This is a genomic window from Microbulbifer sp. VAAF005, assembly GCF_030012985.1.
Classification (GTDB): Bacteria; Pseudomonadota; Gammaproteobacteria; order Pseudomonadales; family Cellvibrionaceae; genus Microbulbifer.
In genome coordinates this window covers 3,327,941-3,348,762 of sequence record NZ_CP120233.1, presented here as the reverse complement: position 1 = coordinate 3,348,762, position 20,822 = coordinate 3,327,941, and the positions used below count along the sequence as shown (strand labels likewise).

30 protein-coding genes are annotated in these 20,822 nt (G+C 47.3%); 7 read left to right on the top strand and 23 right to left on the bottom strand.

Features of this window, described 5'->3' with window-relative positions; genetic code table 11:
- Positions 1–4: 4 nt before the first annotated feature.
- The 12 genes from P0078_RS14995 to P0078_RS14940 all read right to left on the bottom strand — a co-directional run bounded on the left by P0078_RS14995 (position 5) and on the right by P0078_RS14940 (position 7,640).
- Positions 5–265: a hypothetical protein gene (locus P0078_RS14995; RefSeq protein ID WP_282930741.1), complete on the bottom strand. Its 261-nt coding sequence runs from the start codon at positions 263–265 to the stop codon at positions 5–7.
- Positions 249–764, bottom strand: coding sequence for a hypothetical protein (locus tag P0078_RS14990; protein WP_282930740.1), 516 nt, complete (start codon positions 762–764; stop codon positions 249–251). The genes P0078_RS14995 and P0078_RS14990 overlap by 17 nt, the downstream gene beginning before the upstream one ends.
- Positions 745–1,329, bottom strand: coding sequence for a hypothetical protein (locus P0078_RS14985; protein ID WP_282930739.1), 585 nt, complete (start codon positions 1,327–1,329; stop codon positions 745–747). Before P0078_RS14985 ends, P0078_RS14990 begins: the two co-directional genes overlap by 20 nt.
- A gap of 2 nt (positions 1,330–1,331) precedes the next feature.
- Complete coding sequence (locus P0078_RS14980) at positions 1,332–1,541, bottom strand: TraR/DksA C4-type zinc finger protein (protein ID WP_282930738.1); 210 nt, start codon at positions 1,539–1,541, stop codon at positions 1,332–1,334.
- 9 nt (positions 1,542–1,550) lie between these two features.
- Positions 1,551–1,997, bottom strand: coding sequence for a phage protein (locus P0078_RS14975; RefSeq protein ID WP_282930737.1), 447 nt, complete (start codon positions 1,995–1,997; stop codon positions 1,551–1,553).
- Between the two features lie 51 nt (positions 1,998–2,048).
- On the bottom strand, positions 2,049–3,158 hold the full coding sequence (locus P0078_RS14970; RefSeq protein ID WP_282930736.1) for a DUF2586 domain-containing protein: 1,110 nt from the start codon (positions 3,156–3,158) through the stop codon (positions 2,049–2,051).
- Positions 3,159–3,166: 8 nt separating this feature from the next.
- Entirely contained in the window at positions 3,167–3,823 is a 657-nt protein-coding gene (locus tag P0078_RS14965) for a phage virion morphogenesis protein (protein WP_282930735.1), read from the bottom strand.
- Positions 3,813–4,301 (bottom strand): phage tail protein, encoded by a 489-nt coding sequence (locus tag P0078_RS14960; RefSeq protein ID WP_282930734.1) that lies wholly within the window; start codon positions 4,299–4,301, stop codon positions 3,813–3,815. Before P0078_RS14960 ends, P0078_RS14965 begins: the two co-directional genes overlap by 11 nt.
- A gap of 2 nt (positions 4,302–4,303) precedes the next feature.
- Complete coding sequence (locus tag P0078_RS14955) at positions 4,304–4,768, bottom strand: head completion/stabilization protein (RefSeq protein ID WP_282930733.1); 465 nt, start codon at positions 4,766–4,768, stop codon at positions 4,304–4,306.
- A 95-nt stretch (positions 4,769–4,863) separates the two neighbouring features.
- Entirely contained in the window at positions 4,864–5,595 is a 732-nt protein-coding gene (gpM, locus tag P0078_RS14950) for a phage terminase small subunit (RefSeq protein ID WP_282930732.1), read from the bottom strand.
- A gap of 68 nt (positions 5,596–5,663) precedes the next feature.
- A complete protein-coding gene (locus tag P0078_RS14945; RefSeq protein WP_282930731.1) occupies positions 5,664–6,710 on the bottom strand; it encodes a phage major capsid protein, P2 family in 1,047 nt (348 codons plus the stop codon).
- A gap of 54 nt (positions 6,711–6,764) precedes the next feature.
- Complete coding sequence (locus P0078_RS14940; protein WP_282930730.1) at positions 6,765–7,640, bottom strand: GPO family capsid scaffolding protein; 876 nt, start codon at positions 7,638–7,640, stop codon at positions 6,765–6,767.
- Between the two features lie 191 nt (positions 7,641–7,831).
- Here P0078_RS14940 and P0078_RS14935 point away from each other — a divergent pair, with 191 nt between their 5' ends.
- The 4 genes from P0078_RS14935 to P0078_RS24620 all read left to right on the top strand — a co-directional run bounded on the left by P0078_RS14935 (position 7,832) and on the right by P0078_RS24620 (position 11,836).
- Positions 7,832–9,574 carry a terminase large subunit domain-containing protein gene (locus P0078_RS14935; RefSeq protein ID WP_282930729.1) on the top strand — a complete coding sequence of 581 codons (1,743 nt, stop codon included), beginning with the start codon at positions 7,832–7,834 and terminating at the stop codon, positions 9,572–9,574.
- A gap of 13 nt (positions 9,575–9,587) precedes the next feature.
- Entirely contained in the window at positions 9,588–10,340 is a 753-nt protein-coding gene (locus P0078_RS14930) for a terminase large subunit domain-containing protein (RefSeq protein WP_282930728.1), read from the top strand.
- Between the two features lie 121 nt (positions 10,341–10,461).
- Positions 10,462–11,517 (top strand): phage portal protein, encoded by a 1,056-nt coding sequence (locus P0078_RS14925; protein ID WP_282930727.1) that lies wholly within the window; start codon positions 10,462–10,464, stop codon positions 11,515–11,517.
- Entirely contained in the window at positions 11,510–11,836 is a 327-nt protein-coding gene (locus tag P0078_RS24620) for an ogr/Delta-like zinc finger family protein (protein WP_353057008.1), read from the top strand. Before P0078_RS14925 ends, P0078_RS24620 begins: the two co-directional genes overlap by 8 nt.
- Before the next feature lie 48 nt (positions 11,837–11,884).
- Here the strand turns inward: P0078_RS24620 and P0078_RS14920 are convergent, their stop codons facing one another.
- Positions 11,885–12,061, bottom strand: coding sequence for a hypothetical protein (locus P0078_RS14920; protein ID WP_282930726.1), 177 nt, complete (start codon positions 12,059–12,061; stop codon positions 11,885–11,887).
- Between the two features lie 221 nt (positions 12,062–12,282).
- On the opposite strand from P0078_RS14920, the gene P0078_RS14915 reads away from it, so the two are divergent.
- Complete coding sequence (locus tag P0078_RS14915; protein ID WP_282930725.1) at positions 12,283–12,666, top strand: helix-turn-helix domain-containing protein; 384 nt, start codon at positions 12,283–12,285, stop codon at positions 12,664–12,666.
- Here P0078_RS14915 and P0078_RS14910 read toward each other — a convergent pair.
- The 10 genes from P0078_RS14910 to P0078_RS14865 all read right to left on the bottom strand — a co-directional run bounded on the left by P0078_RS14910 (position 12,663) and on the right by P0078_RS14865 (position 18,796).
- Positions 12,663–13,472, bottom strand: coding sequence for a hypothetical protein (locus P0078_RS14910; RefSeq protein ID WP_282930724.1), 810 nt, complete (start codon positions 13,470–13,472; stop codon positions 12,663–12,665). The genes P0078_RS14915 and P0078_RS14910 overlap by 4 nt on opposite strands.
- Positions 13,473–13,677: 205 nt before the next feature.
- Entirely contained in the window at positions 13,678–13,971 is a 294-nt protein-coding gene (locus tag P0078_RS14905) for a hypothetical protein (protein WP_282930723.1), read from the bottom strand.
- Between the two features lie 12 nt (positions 13,972–13,983).
- The gene (locus P0078_RS14900; protein WP_282930722.1) at positions 13,984–14,280 is read right to left on the bottom strand and encodes a hypothetical protein; all 297 of its coding nucleotides are present in this window, start codon (positions 14,278–14,280) and stop codon (positions 13,984–13,986) included.
- Between the two features lie 19 nt (positions 14,281–14,299).
- Positions 14,300–14,563, bottom strand: a complete 264-nt coding sequence (locus P0078_RS14895; RefSeq protein ID WP_252472051.1) for a hypothetical protein — start codon at positions 14,561–14,563, stop codon at positions 14,300–14,302.
- The gene (locus P0078_RS14890) at positions 14,556–14,975 is read right to left on the bottom strand and encodes a hypothetical protein (RefSeq protein ID WP_282930721.1); all 420 of its coding nucleotides are present in this window, start codon (positions 14,973–14,975) and stop codon (positions 14,556–14,558) included. Before P0078_RS14890 ends, P0078_RS14895 begins: the two co-directional genes overlap by 8 nt.
- A gap of 3 nt (positions 14,976–14,978) precedes the next feature.
- The gene (locus P0078_RS14885) at positions 14,979–15,266 is read right to left on the bottom strand and encodes a hypothetical protein (protein WP_282930720.1); all 288 of its coding nucleotides are present in this window, start codon (positions 15,264–15,266) and stop codon (positions 14,979–14,981) included.
- Positions 15,266–15,556 (bottom strand): hypothetical protein, encoded by a 291-nt coding sequence (locus P0078_RS14880; protein ID WP_282930719.1) that lies wholly within the window; start codon positions 15,554–15,556, stop codon positions 15,266–15,268. Before P0078_RS14880 ends, P0078_RS14885 begins: the two co-directional genes overlap by 1 nt.
- Positions 15,557–15,700: 144 nt before the next feature.
- A complete protein-coding gene (locus tag P0078_RS14875) occupies positions 15,701–16,435 on the bottom strand; it encodes a hypothetical protein (protein ID WP_282930718.1) in 735 nt (244 codons plus the stop codon).
- A 71-nt stretch (positions 16,436–16,506) separates the two neighbouring features.
- The gene (locus P0078_RS14870; protein ID WP_282930717.1) at positions 16,507–18,375 is read right to left on the bottom strand and encodes a hypothetical protein; all 1,869 of its coding nucleotides are present in this window, start codon (positions 18,373–18,375) and stop codon (positions 16,507–16,509) included.
- A 22-nt stretch (positions 18,376–18,397) separates the two neighbouring features.
- Complete coding sequence (locus P0078_RS14865) at positions 18,398–18,796, bottom strand: hypothetical protein (RefSeq protein WP_282930716.1); 399 nt, start codon at positions 18,794–18,796, stop codon at positions 18,398–18,400.
- A 241-nt stretch (positions 18,797–19,037) separates the two neighbouring features.
- On the opposite strand from P0078_RS14865, the gene P0078_RS14860 reads away from it, so the two are divergent.
- Positions 19,038–19,385: a helix-turn-helix domain-containing protein gene (locus tag P0078_RS14860; RefSeq protein ID WP_282930715.1), complete on the top strand. Its 348-nt coding sequence runs from the start codon at positions 19,038–19,040 to the stop codon at positions 19,383–19,385.
- Positions 19,385–20,467, top strand: coding sequence for a phage integrase (locus P0078_RS14855; RefSeq protein WP_282930714.1), 1,083 nt, complete (start codon positions 19,385–19,387; stop codon positions 20,465–20,467). Before P0078_RS14860 ends, P0078_RS14855 begins: the two co-directional genes overlap by 1 nt.
- Positions 20,468–20,822 lie beyond the last annotated feature (355 nt).

The window sequence follows — 20,822 nt, the reverse complement described above, 5'->3', positions numbered from 1 at the left end:
ATGTTTAACTTTTGATATTTAGAGCAGCTTTAAAGCCGGCCCAAAGAATTCCAAATAAACTACTCAGAAATATTCCTAGAATGATTCGTTTAGTCCACTTGGTAACCTGTTCTGCTGCCAGGCGTTGCTGACGCAAGTACGCCTGGTCTTTTTGTGTCTCCAGGACGTTTTCAGTATCTATGCCCAGCCTTTGTAGCATCCCGTCTAGGGCTTCATCTGCTGCCCGTCTTGCTACTGCTGATTCCTGTTCAGATAGGTTTTCCATTACCCGCCCCGCCAACACGTGCCCGGAATACTTCCGCAATCATTGGCGACACATTACGAACGGCACGCTCACCAAAAAGGAAACCTAAAACTAAAGAGTTGATAACGATTAGTGCCGTTTCCTGCCTTTCTGTAAGAGTCCAGCTACTAAACCAAAGCCAATCTAAGTAGAGAGTGACGAATCCCCACGCGGGACGCTGACAGCCTCTCAAGAAGAGAATTAGCGAACCTAGTACTGGTATTGATTTGAGATCACTTGCAGACCCCTCAAGGATACTGACTCTTTCTGTGTGGGCTTTCTCAGCCATTAGCGCCGCGTTATCAGCTTCACGAGTCCTTGCATCTTCCATCTTTTGGAAATCAATACGGACTTTCTCTCGCTCCGCTTCACTCATGTTCGGCGGAAAATATTTTTCTGCCACCTCGAAAGCCAACTTTCCAATACCACCCGTAGCAGCGCTTACAATTTTTTTAAAAGGTTCATAGGTCTTTCTCTTCAAGTAACGTATAGGTAAATGAGGTTCCCCACTTTTCCGCCGCCACATCACATAGCGAAATTAGCAGTGCAAAATCAAAAGGATCAGCCAACACCTGACAACCCGCGCTCCAACGATCCACACGGCGGCTTTTTTGAGTGGCGTTTGCTCGGTGACAATTAATCCCGAATAGTCCGTCGTCGATGGGGGAATCAATATTGATGATTGAATCCTGGTTATTGTCTCGATACACCCGCGCAGACTTCCGCTGTACCAATGCGCGGTATTTACCCTGGTGTAAACCCAGTTGCCATAACCCCGGATACTGTCCAGGGACTAAAATGGCAGTACCGTTTACATTAAGCGGGTTTTCTCGCCAGAAATTGCCGGGATCAGTGGTCGCGGAAAAGCTAAGGCAATGGGGCATCCCTTGAAAACGCCAGGCAACAGCAAAACGATCGTTAAAAGAATTGGCGTCACGGTCGGAACTACGAATACCAATCAAGTTAAGATTAAAGTCTCCTTCATCAAAGAAACGGTATCCTTTCCGTATCATTGCCGTTTGTAATTGTCCGTACCGTACTCGCATTTTTAGCGCCCCGTTTTTTCAAAAAATTCCTGACACTCAATACACCTGGTTACGCCACCAAAGGCCCGCCGTGCTAACGGGATAGGCTCGTCACACTCTTTACAGCTTTCCCGACTGGATATCTTTTGTCGGGATCGGTCGCGCTGTGCAGCTAATACGCTGTCCCGCTCCCGCTGCTCTAGCTGTGACGCCTGGTCAAATAGATCTGGCATAACAGGCCCTTAATTCAGCCGCTCTATTTCTTCAGAGCGCAGATAGGGCACACCGTTGATATTGACAAATTCACGGCCTGTTACTTCGTACTTAATGGTATGCATTAGCCGTTCATTGCTTTGATTTGCGCTCAGGACATCCGATAAACTCAGCTTGCAGTCAAAGGCTTCAACATTGATGGATTCATCAGTGGTTTCCGCGTTAAACACCAAATCAAAAGTTGGCAGCCCCCGAAAGCTGCCCGCCTCTTTGGCCGCTTCAACAATGATTTGAAACTGCCCGGTATTCAGTTTGATCTCTCCACTGGCCGAAACATCACCCTCAATAAATCCATCGGGTACACCACGGGTTTTTGTGGTGCCGGTGCCGTCTTCGATAGAAAGACTGGCCTCTTCGATATTGACGCGGTAACTACCGATCGTGGTGTCAATGTCGCGTCCGGAAATTTTTGACATAACTATCCCCTGGTATTTAAAAGCTAAAAATTAAGATTGAAAAAACCGTACTCAGCCAAGGTTGGTTAGGTCCAACGCAATATTGGCGGTAATAGATTTCGGTGCGTTGTAAGGCGTTACCTTTAAATAAATTTCCACTTTGTCGCGAGTCGGCCAAATAATTTCAATATCGCCGTCCTTGGGCTGTTTAATCTCGCCGGGGAATACATCAGCCCCAAATTGCACACTGCGGGCCATTTCCCGTAGTGGGCGGGAAAAGTAGGTTTTATTGGAGGCAATAGAGATTGGGGTACTGTTCAGTTGTCGATTGCCTATCCGCGCAATCGCCAACACCCGAATAGCGCGGGCTGCTTTATCCACGACACGGAGGTTTTCAATAACCTGGTAGTCTCCCCCTTCGGCGTCCAACATGTTGCAGTCGCCCCAATAGGTACCCGGATAATCAACATAGGTTTGCGGTACTGACAGCCTCAGAGCGTCCAGACTCGCCAACATGGCGTTATCTAGCGGTACGCCGTCTTTGTCGTTGGGTACAGAACCCAGCGCTAACAGCGGCCCTGTGGCCACCCGCATAGGGGAATCAGCGACGCTGGCAGCACGATTGCACAGGCGGCCTACCAATTCGCCCAGGTTGTTTCCGTGCAGCAGGGGAACCGCTGATACCCGATAGGCGTTTACAGGGTCCACAATGGCGGCCTGTGCGGCCAGGTAATCGCTCCAGCTCTCGCTAGTGTCATCGATACAGGGAGTAGCAACCAGAATACCTACACGGCGCCCCAGGCTGGTTCTAATGCTCTCAGCCTTGGCAAAAGCTACATCTAGGTCATTGGCCACCAATGCCGGGGTACAAACGGCTACCAGCTCTGGGGAGACACTCTGCATTGCCGTATCCAGCGCGGTCTTCCAATCGTCGGACACATCCAGGGGCACGGCCCAGGCGTTCCAGTTTTCCCCACCATTGGCCTGTGCGGCCATCACTTGGGTTTTTAGCTGTGAATCATTTGCGCCCAGTAGTTCGTCCAGATCACTCTGTGAATTCAATGCAAGAACACTATTTTTATTGGTGTCCCCTACCCCCAAAAAAAGTGCCTTGCGTTCGATTTCATCGAAGGCGCCCTGACCTAAGTTCAGGTTATTTACCGTTACTGTCCCCTGTGCCATGTGGCCCCCTAAATGCTGTTAATACGTCCGCTGGTTTCTTTAAAAATCATGTCGGCAAGCTCGCTCACTTCCCGGTCTGTAGTACCTAAAAAACTGCGCTCTGGTAATTCAATAACCCAGCTGTTTTCCTTCGGCTCATCGCGCAATACCTGTAAGATCAATCCCGCTTGCCCAAGGGTTAGGTTTTCAGTGATCCAACGCAGGGTTGGCTTTTTCTTGCGGCCTCCAGGAAGCCGCACTTTGTACCCCTCTTTTTTCAACGCTCTTGCCTGTCGTCGCGTTGCCGGTGCCTTGTAGTCCGGTTGGCCGTAAACCTTTTCTGCCTTTTGCCCGTCCCATTCTTCAGCAATACCGTGTTGGTGCTGGTAAGCAATTTGGGCCGTGTTTTTATCGGCAAAAAATACTTCACCACCTAAGCCGGTACTTCTGGTTCGCATTCTCTTACTCATGCCGCGCAGCATCTTTTTTCCTTTGCCCTGTCTGCGCTTCTTCCGCTTCTCCCAGCTTTTACCATTCAGATCTTTTTGTTCGCGCAATCGCTTGCGGCTATAAGTGCGAACTTTACGGGCCAGCGTGCCGCCTATACGCCGCTGTTTCGCTGGTGGTAGCTTTAGCAGCGCTAGTTGCTGCCGAGCTTTTAAATGTCCTGTTAGATCAATCTGCACGGCTATATGGGGCGTCGGTGGGTAATTCTTTGTTATCGCCAACCGCTACTTGGCTTGGCTCATCAATAGGCACGGTCGCAATTGCATAGCGTTGCCCTAGGTACGAAATAGGGCCGTTATCGTCAGGCACTAAATCCACGTTCTCAAAAAATCGGATTGTGATTTCCACATCTACCGACTTGTCATCAATCGGTGTGACTTCTATTTGCGGCTCTGGCATATCGACATCAAAGCGGCTGGAATCATTTTCCATTAACCAGGTTGTCACCAATGCGAGGACCAGGGCCGCGTCACCGCTATATTCTTCAAGTACGATTACAGCGTCGTACTCTGTCCGACTAATTCGAATGCCATTCCCTAAATTCTTGCTAGCTGTTTCTATGCGCCCTTCTTCCATCCAAGATTCAAACTTTTCTTGCGGCACTAAATTAGCGGCTAGCAAATGCGCGGTAATTTCTTGTAACTTTTTCCCAGCCATAACTAGATAATCTCAGCGGTTATATTGGTTGAGATACCGCGCAAGCGGCGCGCAGCTCTATCAGATTCAGCCCGGTACATTTGCTCTGTATCTAGGCTTTGAGCTGCCTGGTGCTCTCCCACCTCACGGCGTGCAACCGTTGGAAATTCTCGGAAAGCCATTGCAGTTGCCAAAGAAAAAACCGCGCGCTGGTAATGCACCAATAACCGGCTCTTACCCCCGACCAACTTAGCCGGTACTTCTGCAAGCGTGGAATAGCCTTCCTCTTCCCAAAGCGCTTGCTGATCCTCCAAACCTTCGTTGATTTCAATCATTGCCAGGCGCAATAAGTGCTCAACCTTTTCTTGCATCAGGCTTGCCGGTGCGCTGTACATCTTCTGATAATCCCCTAGGGATATATCAGGGAAGAAACCGCTGTTTTGTAAAACGGTCTCTAAATAACTTGCAGACCTTCCGGTAAAGCTCATAACAAAAATTCTTTTTTAAAAACGCGGCGCCAAGTGGTTTGCATAAACGCGCAGGGCGTTAAGCGCCCCACTGGCCCGCGTGGCTGTGGGAGTCGTTACAATGGTTTATTCAATTTTTTTGCCAGCGCTTCTAAGCGGGTTTTAACCCCAGCTTTTCTGGGGTTGGCTTCCTCGGCGGAGTGATACCATTTAAAAGCGGATTCCTGGTCGCCGGCTTTCTCGGCAAATAGCCCGGCCATCTTGTACAGCTTGCCAAGAACAATTGTGTTGATAATTGGCCAGCTGTTATTAGTCACCAGCTCTAACACTTCATCAAAATAAGGGCTGGCGGTCGTGTTGTTTTTGTATTGCTTCAATGCCCAATCGTGCAGGCTTTCCGCAACAAAGGTTTGCAGGTCATCAGACTTGAAATAGTGCGGTAGCTTTTGCTGTTGTTCGACGGCGAACTTTGCAAGATCAAGCGCAAGCTCAATATCTTCAACATCCATTGCCCACAGTGTGCAGTACACCAAAACCAAGTTTTTATAGTGCTCTCCGCTTTCGCGGTATTTTTTCACAAACGGTAGGTACTTCGGCAACAGCTGGCGCTTGAGGTCCACTTTATCGGCAATGTTCGTGCGCTCTTTGAGTAATTCAAGATCACGATCTAAAGAGACCTCTATAACTTCGTGAGATGCGGCACTATCCTCGACATTGGTAGGTGCACTCTGCGGCGCTATGTTGTCAGCAAATAAAACCGCGTGATTTTCTAATGCTTGCTGTTCGGCTTTTTCTTTTGCAGCTTTTGCTTTGCATTTGTTTTGATGCGCAACAGTGATAAACGGCATTTTTATTGACCTAGTTATAATGGATTTAAAAAAGCCCCCGGCGCAGTGCCGGGGGAAGCACCGTCTACCTAAGCCCAACCACCACTGCCGTCTGGTAACTGCACATTCGCGAACTCGATACCTGCCGCCTTTTCCTCATCTTCAATCACATATCCTTCATTGACTGAGTTGTAGTCCTCAATGCGGTCCCGCTTAGGGTTATCTGTAACTTGGCGGCGCCAGCTATCGGTTTGATAGTAAATAGAGAGATTATCCAGGCTGGTAATCAAAATACCCCGTGCCGGAAAATTAGGAACATCGTTAACGATGGGTAGGCCCGCATAGATTTTGGTGACAACCTCTTTTTCTACGCGCTCTTTCTCTGAGGGTTTTTGCCCCATCGCTTTATAGAGTGCGGCCTTTTCTTCTGCGATAAGGTCATCACCAACAATCGCTACCAAATCCTTGGAGCCACGATGTATCTGGTGGATCATTTGCTTTAGGGCAAGAATGGCGGAATCCAGGTTTTCAAAATCGCCGCCCGCGCCAATACGGATTTTATTGGCTACCTGGGTGCCGCTGGAGCCATCAAACCAGTGACTACCGCTATCATATTCCCTCAGATGTTGCAGCCAACCTTTATTAACATCTTCACCGTTCGGGTTGCTTGCACTATCGGTTTTTGTTGCTGCTTGGGTACCCATCCAACCAACACGGATACGGGCTAGGCCGATTGCTCTGCGCACCCAGTTTCCATATCTTTGTTGGAAATCAGGGAATTTAGCCCAGGAATCCATAGTGATATAGCGAATATGGGTGTCATATTCTGTTTTAAATAATTCATAGTTTTTACTACCGAGAGACCAAACTTCACTTGTTTGTCGGTCTTCATTGTCGGTATCCGTGCGCTTTGGTAGCAATCCGGTAACAGAACCTAATACTTTTTCCCCCTTCACCTCATCGACAGGGATAACGTTGATACGCTTTAGGAATTCATCACTTTCGGTGATTGCGTCTTGCAGTTCCTGGGCGACCGATGGGGTAACGCTAAATTTTTCAGAAACACTTGGCACACTATAAGTAGTTGCCATAGCCAGCAGCATTGCTGAAAAGAGTTTTTTGGTTTCAAAGTTCATGGATTTACCGTTTTAAAAAAATTTAACTAATTCGAAATACTCAAATAAAACAACCTACAGAACACGCTTAGATTCTGCGCCGCCTGTACCTTCAGGGGCCTGCGTGCCCGGCTTCTCTTGATTGAGCGCTGCCGCAAATTGTGTTTTCAGGTCTTCAAGCTCACCTTCCAGTTTCTTGAACTTCTTCATTGGCACGGTTTCTTCGCTATCACTTTCAGGGGCTCCCCCTTCATCACCCTCACCGCCTTTTGGTTTAGCGTCGCCCTGACTACCTGCCGATTGGGTTGAAAAAGCATTTTTTATTTCAGTTGAGATGATTTCTCTAAGTTCACTTTTCTGAGCGTCATCAAAAGCCATGCTGTTATTTTCCTGTTGCTGAGTTTCGTATTTTTCCTGCTGTATCTCTTTATTGAAGATTTTTGAGAAAAGGCCCTTTTCTTCCTGGAGAGATTCAGCCACATTGATTTGATGGCCGGGAAATATCAGTGCTGTTTTCTGCTCACCAGACTTGGCCGAAAAGTGAAGTTCTGAAACTCCTGCACTAGCTGGATCATCGGTTACGCCCAGACCTCTTAAAAAGAACTTGCCTGTACCTCGGTAGTCCTCGCCAACTTCAATAGATGGGTGTGTATAGTCGCCGCGACGGTTTGCGCTTATCAAAGAATCATTAGGCGCCATGATCCCGTAAAGCTGGATTTCCCCTTTTAGTTCTGGTTCTTTGGCTTCCTCTGTTTTTAAAGCTAATACTTTGCCGCCGTTCCAGTAGCGCTGATGGTCTGGCCAGATTCTGGCGGTGTGTATTTTTGTGTTGTAGGTTTCCGCCATATCTAACAACCACTGCTTTTCTATGGTTCGACCATCATCAAGACCATGCACAACTGATCCACTAGTAGCCAATACCACCCAGCCGGTTTTCAGATTTCTTGCCATTGTTCGCCTACACACTATTGAAAGATTGATTTCACTTTGCGGTCTGTGCCGCGCCGAGAATTTGAAATTTATAGGTAGTCGGCACACCTCACAATTCAATAAATTCCTAAAAATTCCTATTTTTGGAAAATCGGAATTCTTAGGAATTAAACCGGGCAAAAATATTAATTTCGTTGCGTACACTCCGCGGCATGGCTACATATTCAGACGAAATCAAAACCGCCGCTAAATTGATGTGGTTGCGCAGAGTGAGCGCGCGAGAGATAGCGGACCAATTAAACTTGAACAGCGTTCGAGTGGTTTACCAGTGGGCGGAGAAAGGCCACTGGGAAGACATGCTTCAACATGAAACTGTTGAGCAAGCCACCTCACGCCAGCTTATTGCTTTAGTGGAGAAGCCCAACAAAACAAAGGAGGACTTCACAGAAATAGACCGCCTTGCAAATCTGCTGGATAAGCTGGCCGGGATTGAATTGAAAAAGGCGAGGGCAGCTAAAGAGAAGGCGGCGGCTTCCCGTGGAGAACGCGGGGAAAGTAAAGGCAAAAAGAAAAAGCCTAAAAATGATATTAGTGAAGTCACAGCGGAACAGCTGGAAGAAATTCGCAAAGAATTATTCTACGGCTACCAGCACCGCTGGCACGACCATAAGGGCGAGCGCACTCGCTTTATACTCAAATCACGTCAGATAGGCGCCACATATTACTTTGCCTGGGAAGCGTTAGAAGACGCCATAATCACAGGTGACAATCAGATATTCCTTTCCGCCAGCCGCAGTCAAGCAGAAGTATTTAAGGCTTACATTCTTTTATTCGCCAGCAAGTATTTTGATATTGAGCTTAAAGGCGCTGACTTTATTCAGCTTTCGAATGGAGCTGAATTGCGCTTTGTATCGACCAACGGGCGCACCGCCCAGAGCTATCACGGTCATCTCTATATTGATGAAGTCTTTTGGATACCCGATTTTGAGAACCTGAACAAGCTGGCTAGTGCGATGGCTTCTCAAAAGAAATGGCGTAAAACCTATTTCTCTACGCCGTCAGTAAAAAGTCACGGCGCCTACCCGCTATGGAGTGGTGAGAAGTACAACGAAAAAAGAGTAAATAAAGTTGAATTCGATCTTACACGGGAAACCCTGAAGACTGGGCAAAAAGGAAAGGATCGCATCTGGCGAAACATCGTCACCGTCAAGGATGCCGAGGAACAAGGCTGTGACCTTTTCAATATCGAAGAACTTAAGGACGAATACAGCGATTCTGAATTTAATAACTTATTTATGTGCGCCTTTATGGAGGCGGGCTTATCAGTATTTAAATTAGATGATCTGCTTAGTTGCTCGATTGATACCAATGTCACCTGGGTCGATTTTAAAAAGCGCGAAGTTCGGCCTTATGGCAATCTTCCGGTATGGATTGGTTATGACCCCTCCCGTAGTGGCGACGGTGCCGCAGTCGTTGTTATTGCTCCGCCGCTTAAACCTGGTGGTAAATTCCGGGTTTTAGAAAAAATTGTTATGCGCAACCGCGCCTGGCAGTGGCAAGCAAACCGAATTAAAGAACTGACAGAAAAATATAATACCCAGTTTATCGGCATTGATTGTACCGGGCCGGGCAATGGGGTTTATGAGATGGTCAAAGACTTCTTCCCACGGGTAACGCCAATTACTTACGGCATCAATACAAAAACAAACCTGGTGCTCAAAGCGCAAGACGTTATTGAGTCCCGTCGCGTCGAATGGGACGCGGAACACACCGACATACCCCAAGCGTTTTTGCAGATTCACCAGGTCACTACCGGCAACGACCAAATCACCTATGCCGCAAACCGCACCAGTACTACCGGACACGCGGACGTGGCCTGGGCAATTATGCACGCCCTTAGCAATGAACCCCTAAACCGAAACCAACGTAAAACCACTGTGGCACTTGCCAGTTGAGGAGTATTAATCCATGACAATAAGAAAAACTCTAAAGAATGATATTAGTGATATCACAGCGGAACAGCTGGAAGAGATCCGCAAAGAATTATTCTACAGCTATCAGCACCGCTGGCATGACCACAAAGGCGAGCGAACGCGATTCATTCTTAAGTCACGACAAATCGGCACAACTTACTACTTTGCTTGGGAAGCACTTGAAGACGCCATAATTACAGGCAGCAATCAAATATTTCTCTGCTCCAGCAATGGAGAGTGCGAAATATATCTTATGTATATTTTGCAATTTGCAAAGCAGTACTTTGATATTGAACTAAAAGGTGATGAGATTATTGAGTTATCTAACGGGGCATTACTGATTTTTTGGACACCAGATAGCTTAACCGCAAGCCACGACGGCAATGTTTATATAAATGAACCATTTTGGATGACGACCTTTGAAACTATAAACATAATTGCTTCTGGAATGGCAGCCAAGAAAATACATCGTAAAACTTATTTTTCTAGCCTTTCAGTAGAGAATCACCCCGCTTACTTGATATGGAACGGTGAGCATTACAACCGGAAAAACAAGGGTAAAGATTTAGTAAATATTGACCATAAAATTATTAAGTATGGACAAGTTGGACTAGATAATATCTGGCGAAATGTTGTCACGGTAAAGGATGCCATAGAGCAAGGCTCTGATTTATTCGATATTGCCAGTCTTCGCAATGAATACAGTCAAGCTGAATTTAATAGATTTTTTATGTGTTGCTTCAATTAAATATTGCGCCACTGGCCACGCGGATGTGTCCTGGGCACTTATGCACGCCCTTAGCAATTAACCCCTAAACCGAAACCAACGTAAAACCACTGTGGCACTTGCCAGCTAGAGAGAGTAATTAATGGGACGCAAGAGAAACCGCTTTAAAGCAAAGGCAAAAGCCAGTTCTGAGAGCATGAAGGCAACCCCCGTAGATAACGGCCCCACAATGTTTAGCTTTGGTGATCCTGAGCCGGTCCTAAATGGGAATCTGGGGGATTACCTCGGTACATTCTTACAGCCTGGTGGTGACTACTACGTGCCCCCTGTAAGCCAAACCGGGTTGATCAATCTTCTAGGTGCCAATGCCCATCATGGAACTATCCCCTACTTTAAGCGCAACCAGTTGCGCAAGTGGTTCAAACCAGGGGGCGGGGTTCGCACAGAATGCCTAGCAAAAGCCGGGTTTGATAATGAGGTTTTAGGGCACTGCTATTTCAAGAAAAAGTACAACGCCTTTGGCCATCTTCTGCGTTTGGAGCATTTGCCGGGGGTCAATATGCGAAGAATGAAAGAGTCTGACCGCTTTTGCATGTTGCAGCCAAATGGCGCTGACCCGGTCGTCTATGAGCCTGGGGAGGTTGTACAGCTGAAGGAGTACGACCCCGCACAGCAAATCTACGGTAGGCCACAATATTTAGGCGGCGTTCAATCAGTTTTGCTAAATGAAGACAGCACACTCTTCAGGCGCCGCTATTACAACAACGGAGCCCATATGGGGTATATATTCTACACCGCAGACGCACACCTTAGCCCAGAGGATGAGGCGGCTATCAAGGAGCAAATAAAGAGTAGTAAAGGGGTGGGCAACTTCCGTTCAATGTTCCTGAATATTCCCAACGGCAAAGAGAAGAGTGTTCAGATTATTCCCGTGGGTGACATTGCCACCAAAGACGAATTCGAGCGAATCAAGAACCTAACGCGGAACGATATTCTAAGCATGTGGCGAATTCAGCCCGCGCTGGCTGGAGTCATGCCGGAAAATAGCGGGGGGTTTGGTGATATAGAGAAGATTACCCGCGTTTATTTTGAGAATGAGGTTGTGCCTATGCAAGACGTTTTTTTGCAGTTGAATGAGTGGCTTCCCAGGAATAAGCGCATAGAATTCACTAAACCAGAGTTTGCCCTTAATGGATAATAATTACCCCCTAGGGGATAACAAAGTGATAAGATTTCCCCTTACGGCTGAGGGGAATACGATAATGCGGGTTAAATGTGAGACGTGCGGGCATAAGGCGCTAATAAATAGCCGAAATGAAATTGACCCAAAGGTGGTTGATCTCTATTGCACTTGCACTAATCCAGAGTGTCGGCATTACTTCGTAGCAAAATTAACCTATAGCCATTCAATCGCCCCTTCACAGTTGCAAGTAAGAGAGACGGCCTTGGATTACCTGCGCGGCCTTTCAACTTCTGAGCGCCAGGCCTTGGTCAATCAGGCACAAATAGCCAGCTAATAAAAAAGGCGCATATAGCGCCTTTAAAGAAATAATATTCCTTTTATATTAAATACAACCCTGGACCCTATCGCGAACGTGGTCGACCAGTAGATACAACCCGCCAGTTGCTTCTTTTGATAGGCAGTCTGTATTTGTTGTGGTGATGTGCTGAACTAAAGCCAACAACTTATCCACCTCTGATAACTCTTCCTTGATGCTCAATGTATTATCTTTAGAAGACACTTAAAACCTCCTGTACCACATTCTTCTTAAAACATCTCTACCTATTTCGGAGATGTGATAACCATTTAGCAGTATTTTTTTATTTTAGTAAAGTATAAATTTTGCTACATTTTGGACTAGCCAAAACTGATAAGAATCCTTTTTGGATATATCAAAAACATTAAAAATTAATTCACATTATGGGTGGTACAGCTGTTTAAGGACGGACAGTCAAAAAAATTATGACTGATTTTAGTCCTGAAACAAGGCAGGCTTCTCGCTCCAAAATTGGGGCGCGACTCAAAAAAGCGCGGCGGAATTCTGGTGTTACTGGCCTGGTACTGGCCAAAAAATTAAACGTTCGTAACGACTCCCTTTCACAAATGGAAAACGGGAAGCAAATTATCCCGGCTGAATTGCTGGCTGACTGGTGTTCAGTGCTGTGTGTTCCGGTATCCAGTATCTTATCTCCCAATACCGTAGATGGTGCATTAGAAGAGGATGCGGTTTTTTATATGACCATCTTGTCAGAGTTAAACGCGGATCACCGGTCTTTAGTATTGAAGCACTTGGAGATGGTTTACAACCATGAGAGGAAGGAAAGGGAGAGAAATAGAGCCCCTTAAGTAGGGGCCACATCTACATATTTGATCAAGGCGAATCCTCGCCCCTGCTTATCTATCACACCTATTTTTTGTAAGTGCTGAAAGACAGGCCTGACTACAGCATTGCCCCCGGTCACTGATCGGTTGATGTCCCGCAAGACTGGATTTAGTCCATACTCACCGCCAGCAATACGGATTGCCAAATCCCGTTGCACTGCACTAAACGATTCATCTAATTCTATTCCGCTTTCGGGTTCTTCCTGGTGATTCTGTTCTTGCTGTTGATCCTCTGTTAACGGTTCTTGCTGTTCAGCGTTGTCCTGTTCTGCCGTTACGGTGCTTTTAACAGTTACCGCGCTATTAAAGGCCAGCAGTGCCAGTAATCCAACAACATCAGTAATAACCGCTAGCGCTAGAAAGGCGCCATGCTGGAGTTTATCGGACTCCACATGGGTTAGGGTTGCCCAACCCTGGAAGGCCGCCTGTGCGCTCCCTGTGCTGTCTCCTTGTACCGCTTTCAGCTGGGCCAGTATTTGAGCCCGCTTTTCCTCAAGGTCATCTATCCTCTGATCTTTTTCTAGTGCCACTTTCTTGAAATTTCCCGCTTTGTAACCTGCAACAATCTCGTTGGTATTGTTTATTCGCTGGTTATAACTGTTTAACTGTTGTTTCAAGGTTTGATACTCAACGCTATTGGTTGCTGCTGTCTGTTTCTGTTCCGTTGCGTTGCTCTCCAAAAAGCCAACGGTGGCGGCAATGCTAATCAACACTAATATCGGCCAAATAAACAGAAGCGCCCAACCTATACGGCGCTTTTTTTCCTTCAACCATATCCCCAGGGGAGCAAACGCAAATTTGCACAACTCCAAAGCGAAGGCAGTACAACCGGCTACCAGTGTGCCAGCAGACAACCCCCACACCAGGGGAGGCCCCCCGGCGTGGGAATGGAAATCCACAGACCGATAGTGAACGCTACAGACGTACTACAGAAAATTAGTGCAGCAAGCCCGGTAAAAAGTTTCCAGAAGAAAATCACGGGTTGCCCTCCCTTGCAACGATTTCCTCTAGTCTTTTATTTCTCCTTTCTTGCATCTCCTGTTCACGCTTATTCTTGAGCTTTTCCATATCCTCTTGGGATATAAGCTCTCTGGTAACAATCGATATTTTTACCGATACGGATTCCTGGCTCTCTGAATAATGGATGCCAGATTCAAGCCGGTGGAAGGATTTAAGTTTCTTAGCTCTCTGAAGGACACGTAACAGAGCTTCAGCGTCTTTCGAATCTTTTAATAAATAGTCTTCAGTATCAATGGTTGCGATTAACATTTTGTAGGTTCCTTATAGGTCTGTAGTGGGATTTTCCTGAGCGTGCAGACAAGCCGTTTTGCATACTGTCCCGCCTCCAGGGCAGGCACCACAATTTGGGAACGGCTTTGTAACTTCCTTATTGATTTGCTGAAAATTGCGTCCCGATTGCACAAAGAGATAAACATCTTCCAGCCGGTATTGATCGCCATTGCCTTTTACCCGGTAGGCGTCGGTGGTGTTCACAATACTTACGGGAAAAGGCAAAGCTTTAGGGTTTTGGTAAAAGTATTTAGAGTCTTCACGAATGGCAGCGAATAATTCAGTCATTTTTTATGCCCCTTTTCCTTTAGTGTAAAACCAGTGTTTTACTGGCCAGCTGATAGGATGCAGAACTCTCTTCGACATACTTACCCATTGATAGGAGTTCGACCCCGAATGAAATCAGCTTCACTTCTATCTCACTGAGTTCATCGACATAGGGGTCTATGCGGTGGGTCGCCCCAATTTCTTCCGAGTGCTTAATTAAACGGATCAGCAAATCCCGGCGCTGTTTCAGTGCATAGATAATTTGGGCGGTGTCTTCTGACATGGCGATATTAATTTCAAACATGGGTAACTCCCTTTATTTCTCCATTGCGTTGGTCGTGTGCTCTGAATATATCCAGGGCGCTTTGTAATTCCTGACTGGCTTCGCCCTGTTTGACCGTGGTGGTATTGGGACAATTGATACGCTCTCGGCAAAGCATCAAAGCCAGTTTTATCTGCGCCACTTGCGCGGCATCAAGTACGGTTGTGTGTCGCATTGCGTTTTCCTGTTTTTTGCTTTTTGTAAATTCCCGAGGTGCTTGTCCCCGGTAGGTGTATTTCGCTTCCAATGCCAGGCAGTGAAACAGCGCGGGGCTGTGCAGTACCTCTTCCCAGGTAACGGCGGTATTTACTGAGCTGTTTCGCTGGTAGGCGTTGAACACATGGGCTTCAGTGATTTCCCCCTGGATTAACCGCAGGCTGCGCTGGCGTTCCATGACTTACCCCTCCTCCTGTACTTGCTCGCGCATCTGCCGCACCTCACCCCGCAGGGTATTGAGGCGAGCGCGCATATCAGCCTTAAATCGTGAGTTCTGTTTATTCAGCCAGGCCAGGATTTCTGGCCGGGTCTTTGTGCGAAACAGGTACCAGGCCAGGCAGTTACGGCGGTGGTCCTCGCTGCTGGAATCGGCGGCCTCGGCGATCAGAGGGGGAACCCAGCCCGCGTCCGTTGCAGCGGTAATGCTGGCGCTGATGCCCGGCACTGCGTCTTGGTATCCGTTGACCATCAGGCACCCCCTTTGCTGAAAAATGCTCGGAGGGGGTAAAAAAACCCGGAACAATGGAACATGGCGCCTATTTCACCTTTAAAGCTAGGTTTTATGCGGCCTGTAGAGGAGCTACCTTGTTCCATTTTTTTTGGAACAAGATGGAACACGCCGCCTCCCGATTTGCTGGAGGCCCCGCCATTACTGGGTTTGCGGGCTTTTGGGCTGTTACCAATATTGGCGGCGGATTGGTAACTTGTTACCAAAGCCATGTTCCGTGTTGTTCCATCAATGTTCCAAAAATGTTCCATGCTGTATATCCATTTAACTTATTGATATATATAGAGTTTTTTATCTATTTATCTCTTGTTCCGCTTTGTTCTATGTTTTTTTAGCCCCCTCTCCCTCATTTCTCGCCCTGCCTTACAGGCTCAAAAAAAATACAAACTGGAGAATCAGCGACCACTTCCGCCGGTTCTTTTGAATACCCAGCACCAGGGGCTGGCCTTCTTCTCTCGCTTCGACCTGATCCGCTTGTAACCTGCAAATGGATAACGCTGGCTGGTGGGGAATAGCTGTTTTAATTCCGCTACGGGTATCAGCTCCTGTCCGCGTTTGCGGCAGAGTTCCATGTACTCGTTGAGGTTGATGGCGATTAAGGCGGGATCGATGCTGTGGTTCAGGCGATCAGTGTTTACGTGCCGTTTCCCTTGCTCGTCTTCGACATAAACCACTTGATCGTTAAGAAAGTGATAGGTGTCCCAGAACTGCTCAATGATCGGATGATCCTTGTTTAAACGGCGCTGGCGGTCCCGTGCGCGCTCAACCAGGTGTTCTTGCACCTGGTTAATTAAAGAAGTATCAAAGTTCGGCAGGACGACTTGCAGGGCTTCTACCGCTGCCATCAGTTGGGCATGGAAATCGATAACCCGGCCTTGGGAAATACCGTCATCAGTGGTTAAGGTTGCCCGGTGGCTTTCAAAAGCGTTAAAGAAGTGAGATAGCCACTCTGTCTCATGGGTAAGCACCTGGTGAAGATATCCCGCCAGGTTTTCTACCGACTCGCGTTTGAGGCGATCTGCCAGAGGGCGGTTTTCCGTTCGCTTGTGGGCGGTTGTGCAGTGAAGGTGGACAATACGCGAGAGCATTGCCGCTGATGCATGAACCGTGGCATTTTGGCTGATAACCATAGAGCCACGGAAAATACGGTCATGGGTTTTATTGTCGTTGGTCTTGACCCCCCTTGAATCAACAACGCCATCTAAATCCGTGATCTTTTTGAAAATATCCCATTCAAAGGACTTTGCAGGGCGCCCCCTGTGCCGCCGCTGGTTTCTCGGTCACTCTCAATGACCACAACCGGAAGGTTACTAACCTTACCCAAGTTACGCCCGTAACTGGACGTTGAGGTACTCAGTAGGTCTACACCTTCGTAGTTGTCTCGGCCCAGTAATTTCCAGATAAAACGGATTAGGGTGGATTTACCGGCATCGGGATCACCGGTAATTTCCAGAATATGAAACGCCTGGTGTTTTTCCTTGATCTGGCGGGCAAACAGGCTGGCGGTGAAGTAAGCCAAAGCGGCGATACCGTTTAAGTGAAATACCTTTACAAAATCCGGCCACCAGCTTCCGTCAAATTTATCGCTCTGATGAACCGGCATTCCCTCCAGGGTGGTTTTAATGGCGGTATCACCCTGCTGTAAAAAGCCGTGTTCATTGGCTGTAATTAATTTGCCGTTTTGATAGCCAAAACCAGGAAAGATATAAGTGCGGGTATTTTCATCAAATCCCATGTGCGGCAAGGTAGTTACCCGGTTAACTTCGCCGTCTAGCCAGCGAGACTTGAGAATTTTTAAATCACCTGCTCCGCCCTCAAAGCTGCCGCCGTCTGTATGCGAAAGCAGAGCAAGGCCAAAGGCGCGGGGGTCGGATAGTGCGTTGGGAGTAAATGCACCAAGGTAGCTGCGCTTGGTGCCCGATTTCTTGATAGCAAAAAAATAGCGACGCTCATTAGTTAGCCGATCGATTTCCGTGTACTGGAATTTAGGAACGCAGTTTGAAATTTGCTCTACTTTGGCAGCCTGGTTAAAAGCATCCCAGGAGAAGCCCCACTTGTAGGGTTCTCCCTCACTAGCTTTGTTAAAGTCTTCCAGGGAGAATTTTACAGAATGTAATCTATCGTTATGCTCAATGATGGTTTTGCCAAATGGCTTCCACCCATACTGCGCATAAGCTTTACGCTTTGGCGTTTCAGCCACAAAAACGCGACCACGCCAAACACAGTTCTCAATGGTTTCATCATTAAGCAAACCATCTCTATAAAGATCATCCCAATCTTTACAGCTGCCGGTCTGCGCGACTTCTACAGTTTCTTTCTGCTCCTTGAGTTCTTTGTAGTATTTAGCAACATGCTTACGCGCACCGGGTTCGTCATCGTATGCCAAGTGCCAGATAATGCCCTGGCCTTTATTTTCCTTAATGAGTTCTCTCGGTAAATTGGAACAGGAGAACGCGCAAACCGCTTTGTAGCCTTTTAGGTACATCGCAATACAGTGGAAAATACCTTCAACAATGAAGACTTTTTCCATGGGTTTGATTTTTTGCCCAGGTGGTGCCCAGTGCTTCCCGGCATAGCTTGTGCCGGTTTTAAAGCGGGCTTTTTTACCCGCCTTTTTTACATGTTGTTTATCAACAATACGTTCCCAGTAATCTTTCTCACCTCCAAATAGAAGGAAGCGTACTGTCTCCGCCCAGGAGCCATCCGGCAATTTATAAAACCCCTGCTGAAACCAATCTTCAATATCAGCAGCGGGAAACCCGCGCTGAATAGATAAGTAGGCTCGCGCCGTAGCTTTGGGGTCTTCGTCGCTTGATGGAAAGCGCTTGGAGAAGTTTTCGAAAAGGTCCGGGTAGCGATCCCTTACCCTTTCTTCATATCCGCATTTATCCTCACGGTCACAACGCAAAGCGATAGGTTTATCAACTTTGATCCAAACTGTTTTCTGGGCACAGTCGGGACAGGTTCCCCGAAGCACGGCTTTATTACCTGTGCCCTTACGAACCAAATTGAGGCTGTGATCATTTTCCAGGGCCTCAAGTACTTCATGGTTTATTTGGCTGTAGTCCATGGTCTTTCCAATTACGTAAATATTAGTAACTACGGCTGCTGTCTTGCTGAGCCATGCACTGACGAACTAATTCAGAAACATTAACTAGAGCCAGCCTCCCCACATCCCTACGAGGCAAATTCCCTCTATCAAGCTGTGACTCAACTTGCTGTTCACGGAGACCTGTGGCTTTGGCAAATGCGTCCTTGGTCATGATTGGGCAGGGAATCAGGTGAACGTCATCCCAGGTGAGTAAGGCGACATTGACCAAGGCGAGGCGCCCAACGTGGAAAACTGGTAGATGGCCACGCTCTATCTGGCCGCGAATCTGCCCTTCGCGAAGGCCGGACATAGAAGCGAACTTCTCGCGGGTCATTACCGGGCTGGCCAGCTGGACGGGAAGTGCGGTGGGTGGGTTGGATTGACATTGACTGAGGGTCATTTGTTGTACTCCATGGTGGTAATTAACTGAACACGCAGGAGATAATAATTACGCCCAATATCAAAGGTCAAGCTTTTTGTGCTCCTAGGGCGTAATTTTAACGCCCGTAATGGCTTGTATGATCACATTTTGCCCCTTTAGGGGTATTCTTTAGCCTTATCCGTTGATTTTTTACGCCCTTCGGCGTAAAAGGATGGCGGTACACGCCGCTACATGGCGCAAGTCGTATTTAGGAGAAATCGTGATAGAAATGAAGCTAAGGGCGGGGCAACGCCTTAAGGGGATGCGGGAGCTGCTTGGCATTACTCGGGACGACTTTTCCGAGTTAGTCGATATCCCCTGGATCAGAATGAAGAATATAGAACAACAGAAAGTGCGAATGGCGGAAGAAGAGTTTGCCAAGATTGGACAAAGGTTCCCTGAATTTATGCCATGGATAACTTATGAGGGAGACATAGTGGTGGAGGACTTGAGGAATAGTCCGGAGCCATTGTGTCAATTGGCCGCGGCCAAAATAACCGCTGGGCAAATTCCCCCGGTTATTACATCCACGACAAGATTAAATAATCAGTTTCAGCGGCTTTATTGATGGCGATTAAACAGGTTATCAAAGGATGGCAAGCTGACATTCAGCCAGAAGGCCGAGGCGGGAAGAGGGTTCGACGAACCTTTAAAACGAAAAGGGAAGCAGAAAATTTTGAAACCCAACAGCGGGCAAAAGCAAATAGTGGAGAGTGGTCACCTCCGATCAAGGAAAATCGTCGCTTACAATTTTTGATAGACGAATGGTACTCCCTGCACGGATACACCCTTAAAGATGGGGCAAAGCGAAAAGGCAAGCTTGATGGTATTTGCAAGCGTCTTGGTAATCCGCTAGCGCGTAATTTTAGTGGTGAGGACTTTCTACGCTATCGAAAAAAACGGTTGTCCGAGAAGCAGGAGCGACGGAATAAACTTGTTTCTCCAAACACTTTAAACCATGAACAAGCGTATCTATCAGCTGTATTTGGCACTTTAATAAAGCTTCGAAATTGGAAACTGCCGAACCCACTCCAGGGAATCCCAAAAGTAAAATTAGATGAACTGGATCTGATTTACCTAGAGCTTGACCAAATAAAAGCGCTCCTAAAGTCGCTAGAGCAATCCACTAATCCTGATGTCTTGCTTATTTCTCGGGTTTGTCTTTCCACTGGTGCCAGGTGGGGAGAGGCTGAAGCGCTCCGGGCAGAGCAGATCCGCCAAGGAAAGGTGCATTTCACTAGAACCAAAAACAGCAAGGCCAGAGCTGTCCCAATTCATGCACAGCTTGAAGCGGATCTCAGGAAAGGTCGCCCCCGATCAGGTCGGCTATTCAATGACTACAGCCACCAAGCATTCCGGCGAGCTGTAGCGCGTGCAGGGATTACACTGCCCGATGGTCAGCTAACGCATGTTTTACGCCATACTTTCGCTAGTCACTACGTTATGAATGACGGGAATATACTGAAGCTTAAAGATATTCTGGGCCACCAAACACTGGCCATGACTGTACGCTATGCAAAACTGTCGCCTAAGCATCTAGCGGATGCTGTAACTAAGAACCCCTTAGCAGCATTAGAGTGTCAACAAAGCGTCAACGCAGAGGGGACGATACAAGGATATATACGCCCTGACATGCCCATAACTCCTTGATTCATGTAGATAAAAAGTTGTACTTGATGCCATCTAGAAGGATTGAAAATCCCCGTGTCGGTGGTTCGATTCCGCCTCCGGGCACCATATCTAAAAGCCTCATCCGCAAGGATGGGGCTTTTTTTATGTCAAAAATACTGAAGCAAATTCAGATGCCCTCAAATTTTACATATCTATATATTTAAAAAAGACACTAACTCTCACTCCCCCCAAAATTATTCCAGCTTATCCTCCTGGCTAAAAACACCATTTCAAGTAACTTGCCCCCTTGTTACCGCATCAGGAAGATGCCTTAGCCTCTCCTAAACATAAGAAAAAATTTAAGTGTAAACTTGTACGAAAGTGCAGACTTTAA